Here is a 9498-nt window from a genome sequence, read left to right on the forward strand (position 1 = left end):
AAAGGTAGAAGGTGCGCCGCGTTGCAACTTTGCGAGTAGTTCATCATTTAATTCTGCGTTTTGCGCATCTTGATGAAGTGTTTCACACAATTGCTTAATCTCATCTATTGATAGAGTGTCGGAGCATAGACTCTTCTATCCAGGTTTCTGCTGTTTTTGTATCAACTTCACCAATTTTTAAGGCGATATATATTTGTGAACGAAGCTCACCACAGCTACCTTTAGAGTAAGAGAGAAAACGGCAGTAATCTTTAGCTGTCTTTCTCTCATAACCCTCAGCAATATTTGATGAAATTGATAATGCAGAGCGTGTAATTTGATCTTTTAAACCAAATTGCTTACTTGCCTTAAAATAAATAAAAACTTCACAAGCTAAATCGGCAGAGCGTTGCCATACATTTAAGTCCTCAAATTGCACAACGCCCCCTAATATAAATTTACCTTAGTTTTTGACTTATACTTTATACTTTAGCCTTTAACCTTTAACTTTTAGTCTTTAAACTTTGTTTATTAATCGCTACCAAATAAGTCGCGAGTATAAACTTTGTCAGCAATATCACTGAGCTCTTCAACCATGCGGTTAGACACAACAACATCAGATATTTGCTTAAACTCATTTAAGTCTTTAATAACACGAGAGTGATAAAACTCATTTTCTTCAAGTACTGGTTCGTAAACTACTACCTCAATACCTTTCGCCTTAATGCGCTTCATAATGCCTTGTATAGCAGAAGCTCTAAAGTTATCAGACCCTGTTTTCATTACTAAACGATACACGCCAACCACTTTAGGGCTACGCTTAATTATTGAGTCGGCAATAAAGTCTTTACGTGTCGTATTAGCATCAACAATGGCACCAATAATATTGTTTGGTACATTTGCATAATTTGCACGTAATTGCTTAGTATCTTTTGGTAAGCAGTAACCACCGTAACCAAACGATGGATTGTTGTAATGATCACCAATACGTGGGTCTAAACTAACACCCTGTATAATTTGCTTAGAGTTTAAGCCATGTGCTTCAGCGTAGCTGTCAAGCTCATTAAAGTAAGCTACACGCATTGCTAAATAAGTGTTTGAGAACAACTTAATAGCTTCGGCTTCTGTTGAGTCAGTAAAAAGTACTTCAATATCTTCTTTTATAGCGCCTTGCTTAAGTAAGCTTGCAAACACAGTTGCGCGCTCACTTTGCTCACCAACGACAATACGTGAAGGGTATAGGTTATCGTGTAGCGCTTTACCTTCACGTAAAAACTCCGGTGAAAATATTAAGTTACTAACGCCTAACGTCTCTTTAATATTTTGTGTAAAACCAACGGGTATAGTCGACTTAATAACCATAACCGCATTTGGGTTATGCGCTATCGCATCTTTAATTACAGCCTCTACAGAGCTTGTATTAAAGTAGTTATTTTCAACATCGTAATCGGTTGGTGTAGCAATAATTACAAAGTCAGCGTTTTTGTATGCAGCTACTTTGTCGGTAGTTGCTGTAAAATTTAAGTCACTACGTGTTAAAAAATCACTAATTTCGGTATCTACAATTGGTGATTTTTTATCATTCAACAGTGCTATTTTGTGTTCGTCTATATCTAATGCGACCACTTCATTGTGTTGTGCTAGCAACATAGCGTTAGAAAGGCCTACATAGCCTGTACCTACTACGGCAATTTTCATATTAATCCTTTAAGATTAGTTAATAATTAATAAAATGATTCTACCAGAGTTATAAATTAGGCTCTAGCTAAAAGACTTTAGCCAAAATGTAATATCAAATGATATTACTAAAGGTTTTTACAGAATAATAAAAATGAGAAAGAAATGAAAATATTGAAATATACACCAATCAATACTCTCTAATTTACTGCGCGGCTATGTAATTTAACATTATAAAAAGCGAGGTATAAAACCCACCTACGATATATGTCAGCTGTAGGTGCGAATTTACTTCGCGCTCAAATAGTTTTACTTACTCGCAGAATATTGTTTTTCTGGCAGGTCTAACTTACGTCTAAAAAAGTTTATAATTTTACAGTAATTAATTAGTACAACTAAATAAGCTGCAAAAATAGCTATAAAGCTATAAAACATTAAAAATTCTGGTATTATAAAAATCTCGCCAATTATACCAATAACAGCAAATACAGATGCAATTGAGCATATTAAAATAAGTGTTTGTGTAGGCGAGCAACCTAATCGTTGGCATATATGGTGTAAATGTTCGCGATCGGGCTTAAACGGAGATTTACCTTGTTTAATGCGGCGTATCATAATTGCAGCCATATCCATTAATGGTAGTGCAATAAGCCATAATGCGGTTACCGGGCGTATCATAGGGTTCCCTGAGGTTTGGCTTGCCCCAATTAATAGCCAGATAACAGTAAAGCCAATCATCATACTACCTGCATCGCCCATAAACACTTTTCGCTCACGACCTATAAGGCCTAGATTCATAACTATATAAGGGATCATACATACAACCAATAATAAGCATAAATAACTTAAGCTTTGCTCATTAGCCATATTAAGTAAAATACCAATAGCACCAAATGTAACTACCGAAAGGCCACCTAAAAGGCCATCTATGCCATCAACCATATTAAAGGCATTTATACAGCCTATAACAGCTAAAATAGTAATTAAGCCACCTACGTATCCATAGCCCAAGCTAATCTCACCAAATCCTAATATATCTCCAAGTGAAACCAACTCTGCTTGAGCAAAGTAAATCATTGCTATAGATATAAGAGTTTGTATCAGCATGCGTATTTTTACGCTCAAGTCATACCTGTCATCTAATGCCCCAACAATGGTCAAACCGGCAATACAACACATATACAAATTGGCGTGATTAATCATATTAGGATGCGAATAAATATATTGCACAATAGTGATGCATATAGCTACCCCTCCAACTAAAGGAATATTCCCTGTGTGCTCTTTACGACCAGAGGGTTTGTCAACCAAACCTACTTGTCGCGCAGCTTTGCGCATTAAAAATAGTATTGCGAAAGAAATAAAAAAAGTAAAAAGAAGATCTAAAAACATACCTAACCCCGATAAACATACTTATTTAAATATTAAACTATATAGCCCCCCTTAGCTGATAATGTTTAATCGCTAAAAAATGCATTCAACTTACTTTAATTTCAATTCACGTTTCAATTCGTCTTTTAGCGCATGAAGACAATAAGATTATACTCGCGACACCAATAATCGGAATTTTAGATAAACTAAAAAAGATAAAAATTAACAAAAAATTCTTAAGCCCAACAAAACGGTAGATAACAGCTAAATATAATAAGAAAAAAATAATTCCCACTCTATCTACACTGTACGCAATTTGGCCTGCATCCTTAAAGTTAGACATAAAATTATCTCTTAATGAATCACGCCCTAAGTCAAGTGGGAATACTCCATAAGCCGAGCAAAAACCACTTCCTGTATAAAAATTTGGCGAATCATAAAGTAGCTGATAATGCGTATACCTTAAGCCTATAGGGCTCTCTTTTACGTTCATTTCCCGATCAGCAGCTAACTTATAAATAAAAAAAGCAGAGAAAAAAACAAAAGTAATAATTCCTAGTTTAAATATAATCCCCTTATATACGCCAGTTAAATATGAAGAAGCCAAAGTAACTATCATTACTGGAACTGAGAATGAGAAAAAAGCAATCTGATATATTTTAGTGTTCAAATTACCAGACAGGATATATGCAGAAATCCATAGAGCTAAAATTGTCATACCAAATAATGATGGTTCATCAAATAAACCTGTTGCTCTGAATGAAACAAAAGAGCTTTCACTAAAATTTGTTTGTGTCTCAAGCCCTACCAATAAATCAAAAATATGCCCAAAACCGAAAGCTAAAAAAACGAAATGGATTATGAAGATTACTATATGTATTTTAAGAGCTACTAGAAGTGATTTAGACAAGAGCTCTCTTGAAGATAATAAGAAAGCAATCCCAATAATGGAGCTTTTAACAAAAAGTCCAAATATTGTATCTATATTTTTTACAATACAGCCAACAGATAATAAAGAAGCCGATATAAAAATAGAAAACATGAAAAGCAGTTTAAAAAATTCAGATGTAGAAATAGTTATTTTAGATTCTAAAGCGTCATATAGCATACAAAATAATAATAAGGCTAGCGAGCCGGCTTTTATCATTGGATAATTTTCCGCAACAGATAATGCAATGAGAACACCAAATAAATATTTTCTATCCATTAAGTAGTTCCGTCCACTTATCAAGTACCACATCACTAGAGAAATGATTAATTGCATATTGACGATTCAGTCTGCCTAGCTGTAACCTATCTGATAAATCTAGGGCTGTTATTTTTTCTAAAATTGTCATAACACTATCTTCACTACATAAAAAAACCCCCGGCGATTCACTCAAAAAAAGAGAGTCAGGCCTTTCAAATGCTAAAACTAAACAGCCTGAGAGCATCGACTCGACTAACGAACGCTGTAAACCCTCAACTCTTGATGTCGACATAAATACATCTCCGCATGCCATAAGACTGTAAGGTTTATCTACAACACCCCGATAGCTTATAACTTTAGAATCAAGTAGTTCATTATTCAATATATTATCACTTCCTAACCCACCGAAAACTTCAGCATTGACACCATCAATCGCTTTTTTAAATATTTTTAAAAAATAGTCACCTCCTTTTCTTGAACACCAAGTACCTACATAAAATACCTTTATTATATCTCGCTCAATATACTTTGGTAACCATTCAGCATGGAAGTGATTTGGTATTACTTTATATGCACTTACATTATTACTTTGAGGAACCAAATAGACTAAATCTCTAACGCCGTATTTAAAGAACACTTTATCAAAAGCTTTTTTAGCATAACTTTTACGTGCTGAAAGCTCTCTGACCCCAAAACAAGAATTAGCTCTTCTTATATAAATAACATTAGAACGTATACTTCTAAAGAAATTCAAAATAAGAAAAGGCTGAGTAATTATAATTTTTGCATTAGGATTAAAAAAATAAAAAAATAAAACCTTTAAATTAAAAGCAACTAATATATATAGAATATAGAGATCATAAGTGAATTGGTTGCTTTTTAGGAATTTAATTATATTACCCATAAATCTTTTTTTCTTAGGTGATTTAGTACTTTCAGGGTTGATATTATTATAGTTCTTCTGTGGCTCTATATTTTTACATCGTTTTACTCTAAAACGGTTTTCCAAAAGTTCAGCGAGGTCAGACATTGATTTCGGAGGGCCAATTAAACTAGTGTACTTCCCTAAATAAAAAACCCCTATATCATAACGACTTAACATGTTGTTCCTTAATAAAATATACAAAACAATGAAAAAACAAAATAAACTCGCAAAAAACAACCCAAAAAGAAAATATTTTGAGCCCAAAGTCACAAGTAAAAAACAACAAACCCAGAACAGCAACAGATATAACACTTGATGATAACAAAAACTTACCATACAAAGTTTGTTCAGCAAATTTAACTACGAAGTTAACTCCAAAAAGTAAACTAAGAGGAGTAATAAATAAGATTAAAGATAATATTTTTAATATAGCAAAGCTTTCAATCGTGTACTGATTACCCAATAAATATAATAAAGCATATTCTCCAAAGAGATATAATAAGCTGTAAATTAACAAGGATATGAAAATACTTATAAATGAAACCCGCAAGAAAGCATGTCCTTTTTTCATCTGCTCAGAAAATAAAGAGTCAGAGATAATAGAAAACGGAATCTTTGAAATATTCACTATTTTTTCTGAAACATCATAAATTGCAACGGCTGTATATCCGAATAAGAAACCAATTATAGGCTTTGCTGCGTTCATATGTAACTGAAGTAACTTACCAGAAACCAACCATTTTGATACACTTATATACTCTCTAGAACTTCTTAATAAGATTGAAAAATTAAACTTAAAGTAATTTAATCTCATTACTTTAAAAATAACTGGAATAGGTAATAAAACAGAGAAAAAATATACAATCGGATATATAGTATAATCTTCAGGTTTATTCACTAATATAAATATCCCTAACAATAAAAAAACATTACTAAAAAAAGAGATGAATATCCATATATTAAATTTACCAGTGGCAACGAAATAGTGATTAAAATTAAAAACGGCTTGAAATATAGGATATAAACAAAATAAAGCAACTACAAATTGCTCATTAGAGGAAGCATAATTTAAAGCAAATAATATATATATGGGTATAAAAAAGAGGCTTATGCAACCCTTTATAAATAAGGGCATAATTATACTTTTTTTCAATTCATATTTATTCCCTAAGCTCCTAGACACCACTCTCAATGAGAATGAGTCCATATTTAGAGATATTATTTTTGCAAAAAAAGCGCTTAACCCTAGCCAAAAACTAATAACACCGAAGCTCTCTAACCCGACTACAGATATAGTATAGGGGTAGATTAATAGAGGAACTGCAATTTGATTAAACCTTATACAAAAAAGTTTTATAATTTTATTGGATAATTTATTCACTAAACAGGCTCTGCCAAGAAAGGAGTCTTTTTTTATCTAATATAGATTTTTTATCTAGATATTTATATAAAGGGAATGTCAACTGTGGGTTTTTTATCTTTGAATATTTCAGAATTGATGAACCTATACCATAAATATTTTTATCTGTATTTATGCAACTAAACACTTCAAAATTAAAAGTTGGGGGTAGCACTTCATATTGAAAATTATGCTCTTTTAAAGACTCAAGTACAAAGCTAATAACTTTTTCAGACTGTGCGGGGTGAAATTTTATAGAAAGTTTTTTTTCTGAAAGTAGTTCTCCTGATATAAACTTCCTCCAAAACCCTCTAAATACTTCAAGAGTGATTACATTTTGAGATACTAAAGCATCAAAAACGAATATATTGTTAAACTTAACATCAGTAGGAAAAACTCTAGTTACTTCCTTATCGAGTATTAACTTAACTATATTAGAATTAAGTTCGTTTTGAAAGCTACCGTCATTAATAGTAAAACACTTGGAGCTTATAGTACCGATCTGCTTATATAAATTTTCGTACTGGACAACTCTATCAGCACACGTGCTACTAAACAGCTGAAAAAATGGGTTTAGGAGTGAATGTAACCAATGAACTTTATTTGGAAATTTAGTTAGTAACATTTCTATGCTTATATAATTATCCGCACCATCCTCAATATAGTGCACCTGACGACAAAATCTATGATTTATAATAACTGAATATAAAGGGTTTTTACAATGAGGGACATAATAAGTAAAAGCATCTTCAGACAAGAAGTTATTTATAATATTATCGACATATGAGATAACTTTCTTATTATTTAAAAAGCTTAGTCTATATACATAGCGAACACTATTGAATTTATGATAGTAAATACTCAAAGGTATGTGTTCTATGATACCAAGCCCATTTGGTGGGGCCACCCCTCTAAAACACAAAAATAGAACATCTTTTCTATTTATATTGTTTTGTTTTATTATTAAACATGAAATTAAACAATTTATTTGACTATGTATATGAAATATATATTTCACTTAAAGAATACCTTTCTTACACCAGAATATACTAGTTCTATTTTCGACTTAAGTAACGTTCGTATTAAAAACTTTATTGGTGCTAAAATAAAAAACTGCAAATTGGATATAAACCCAATCTTTCTAAAATAACACATTACATTATACTCTATGCGTGCATAAGATATACCGCCCCTTCGTGAACCAAAGCCATCAACACGTACATTAACCAATGGCTCTTGTAAATTATAGAATGAGCAGCCATCCATAATCATCTGCGCCCACAGGGGATAATCTTCTAAGCCAAAGAAGTCTGGATAATTACCAGCACGTAACACAGAATTTTTTCTAAACATAACTGTTACATGATTCATTGGGCATACAAATCGGCTTATTTTCTTAATGTCCTTATCAAATTCACGAACATTCCTACAACCTACTATTCCATCTACATTAAACTCAGTTATCATACCACCAATGACATCAAAGTCAGACGATATCATTTTTTCCATTTGCTTTTCGAATCGATTAGGGAGGCAAATATCATCAGCATCCATGCGAGCAACGAACTCCCCTGCACAATGCCCCAAACCATCTGAAAGAGCCTTCCCTAAGCCTAAATTTTTAGGCAGTCGAACTATTTTTATTCTTAGTTTTTCTTTATATCGTAAAATAACTGATAAGTGCAATGCCGTTAAAGGTCCATTTTCTACAAGTACAACTTCATCAGCTAGGCGTGTCTGATTGGCTAAACTTTCTAAAGCTTCATCAAAATAAATTGGGGAATCATTTATATAAACGACCATTAATACAGACAAATATTTACTACTCATACGTCAACCTTTTTGCTCGATTTTTTAAATAATTCTTTTATTTTCACAGGAAAATTGTTAGTCATTTTACTGAAAAAAGTATTTTGTATTGATATGCTTTCAATCCCAAAAATATTGCTTGCGGTTATTAAACACGTACTATTAATCCCAAGCACAAGTTTTATCTGATTTTTATTTTTACAAACAAACTCTTCGAAAATAGAACAAGTATTAATAACTTCATAACTACTGTAATCAAACCCCCTATCTGCGGGATGTCTCAATATTTTTAGTGGGATACCTTTTCCTTTAGCGAGCTTTTCTGCACAATATAGTATTTTTTTGTACTCACTCTCAGTTAACACCCCAATATCGACATAAGGTTGAGAGCAAAAAAGTGCATATTCCTCCTCTACAAGTCCGCTTTCGACCTCTATGAAGCCAGTCAAACAACTTCTATAACTATCATTATCAAAAGACGCAAATCTTTCTTTAAGCTTTATCATTTCAATAATAGTCATTAATGCATACCAAATAGGAAATACCCCTACTTTTATTGATATTCCTCTTTCTCTAATGAACGCTTTATATCGATATAAAAAATTAGCATAGCTACCGATACCATCATCAATTTTTATAAAGGACATTTTACTAAAATAACGAATATATTGAACATTAATCCCAGGAGATATTAAGATTAAATTTTTATTACCTTTAATTAAGGCTTCGATATCTCTAAACCCTCGGTTTAGGATTTTAACATCTATTTTATCTAAGCTATCCACCAAAGATTTAGAAAAAGTTGCTTGTTTAAAATACGAATCAAGGATTACGTACTTATTGCAATTTTTATATCTCTTTAACTTTAAAAAAAGAATAAAATTTAACAATTGATATGATGAACTTACATGTCCAACAACAATCTCATTCATCACTTACAAACTCGAATCTAAATGCAGTACCTGAAGTTATATCTTGGTTCGAAATCACTCCTATCACATCATATAAATGCTTAGGGGCTAGTCCATAACCAGGCCTTATACTCTTTACATTTTCATGTGTAAATAACTCACCTTCAGCAACATCTTTTACCACATACAGTGAGCGTCTGAATATAGCATTTCCTTTCTCACTCTCTTTGCGCTCGTA

Annotated in this window: 10 protein-coding genes; all 10 read right to left on the bottom strand. The window is 32.3% G+C overall.

Translation table 11 applies throughout. The features are described 5' to 3' along the window. Positions 1–100: 100 nt before the first annotated feature. Positions 101–418, bottom strand: a complete 318-nt coding sequence (locus tag H5120_RS19875) for a four helix bundle protein (RefSeq protein ID WP_182675865.1) — start codon at positions 416–418, stop codon at positions 101–103. A 92-nt stretch (positions 419–510) separates the two neighbouring features. After that, positions 511–1677, bottom strand: a complete 1167-nt coding sequence (locus H5120_RS19880) for a nucleotide sugar dehydrogenase (protein ID WP_182675866.1) — start codon at positions 1675–1677, stop codon at positions 511–513. Between the two features lie 288 nt (positions 1678–1965). Next, positions 1966–3048, bottom strand: a complete 1083-nt coding sequence (wecA, locus tag H5120_RS19885) for a UDP-N-acetylglucosamine--undecaprenyl-phosphate N-acetylglucosaminephosphotransferase (RefSeq protein WP_182675867.1) — start codon at positions 3046–3048, stop codon at positions 1966–1968. Positions 3049–3154: 106 nt separating this feature from the next. Beyond that, entirely contained in the window at positions 3155–4234 is a 1080-nt protein-coding gene (locus tag H5120_RS19890) for a hypothetical protein (protein WP_182675868.1), read from the bottom strand. Further along, positions 4227–5318, bottom strand: coding sequence for a glycosyltransferase family 4 protein (locus H5120_RS19895; protein WP_182675869.1), 1092 nt, complete (start codon positions 5316–5318; stop codon positions 4227–4229). Before H5120_RS19895 ends, H5120_RS19890 begins: the two co-directional genes overlap by 8 nt. Beyond that, a complete protein-coding gene (locus tag H5120_RS19900) occupies positions 5302–6522 on the bottom strand; it encodes an oligosaccharide flippase family protein (protein ID WP_182675870.1) in 1221 nt (406 codons plus the stop codon). The genes H5120_RS19895 and H5120_RS19900 overlap by 17 nt, the downstream gene beginning before the upstream one ends. Beyond that, the gene (locus H5120_RS19905; RefSeq protein WP_182675871.1) at positions 6515–7558 is read right to left on the bottom strand and encodes a hypothetical protein; all 1044 of its coding nucleotides are present in this window, start codon (positions 7556–7558) and stop codon (positions 6515–6517) included. The genes H5120_RS19900 and H5120_RS19905 overlap by 8 nt, the downstream gene beginning before the upstream one ends. Further along, entirely contained in the window at positions 7555–8370 is an 816-nt protein-coding gene (locus tag H5120_RS19910) for a glycosyltransferase (protein WP_182675872.1), read from the bottom strand. The genes H5120_RS19905 and H5120_RS19910 overlap by 4 nt, the downstream gene beginning before the upstream one ends. Next, positions 8367–9281: an alpha-2,8-polysialyltransferase family protein gene (locus tag H5120_RS19915; protein WP_259397860.1), complete on the bottom strand. Its 915-nt coding sequence runs from the start codon at positions 9279–9281 to the stop codon at positions 8367–8369. The genes H5120_RS19910 and H5120_RS19915 overlap by 4 nt, the downstream gene beginning before the upstream one ends. Then, positions 9274–9498 (bottom strand): SAF domain-containing protein (locus H5120_RS19920; protein ID WP_259397859.1); only part of this gene is annotated, 225 nt, incomplete at its 5' end. The genes H5120_RS19915 and H5120_RS19920, both read right to left, overlap by 8 nt.

The sequence above is a fragment of the Pseudoalteromonas sp. SR43-2 genome (assembly GCF_014163885.1).
GTDB classification, from domain to species: domain Bacteria; phylum Pseudomonadota; class Gammaproteobacteria; order Enterobacterales; family Alteromonadaceae; genus Pseudoalteromonas; species Pseudoalteromonas distincta.

Excerpts from the sequence above, each read along its gene's own strand:
- H5120_RS19880 (WP_182675866.1), bottom strand. The coding sequence starts at position 1,677 with ATGAAAATTGCCGTAGTAGGTACAGGCTATGTAGGCCTTTCTAACGCT.
- wecA (WP_182675867.1), bottom strand. The coding sequence starts at position 3,048 with ATGTTTTTAGATCTTCTTTTTACTTTTTTTATTTCTTTCGCAATACTA.
- H5120_RS19890 (WP_182675868.1), bottom strand. The coding sequence starts at position 4,234 with ATGGATAGAAAATATTTATTTGGTGTTCTCATTGCATTATCTGTTGCG.
- H5120_RS19895 (WP_182675869.1), bottom strand. The coding sequence starts at position 5,318 with ATGTTAAGTCGTTATGATATAGGGGTTTTTTATTTAGGGAAGTACACT.
- H5120_RS19910 (WP_182675872.1), bottom strand. The coding sequence starts at position 8,370 with ATGAGTAGTAAATATTTGTCTGTATTAATGGTCGTTTATATAAATGAT.
- H5120_RS19915 (WP_259397860.1), bottom strand. The coding sequence starts at position 9,281 with ATGAATGAGATTGTTGTTGGACATGTAAGTTCATCATATCAATTGTTA.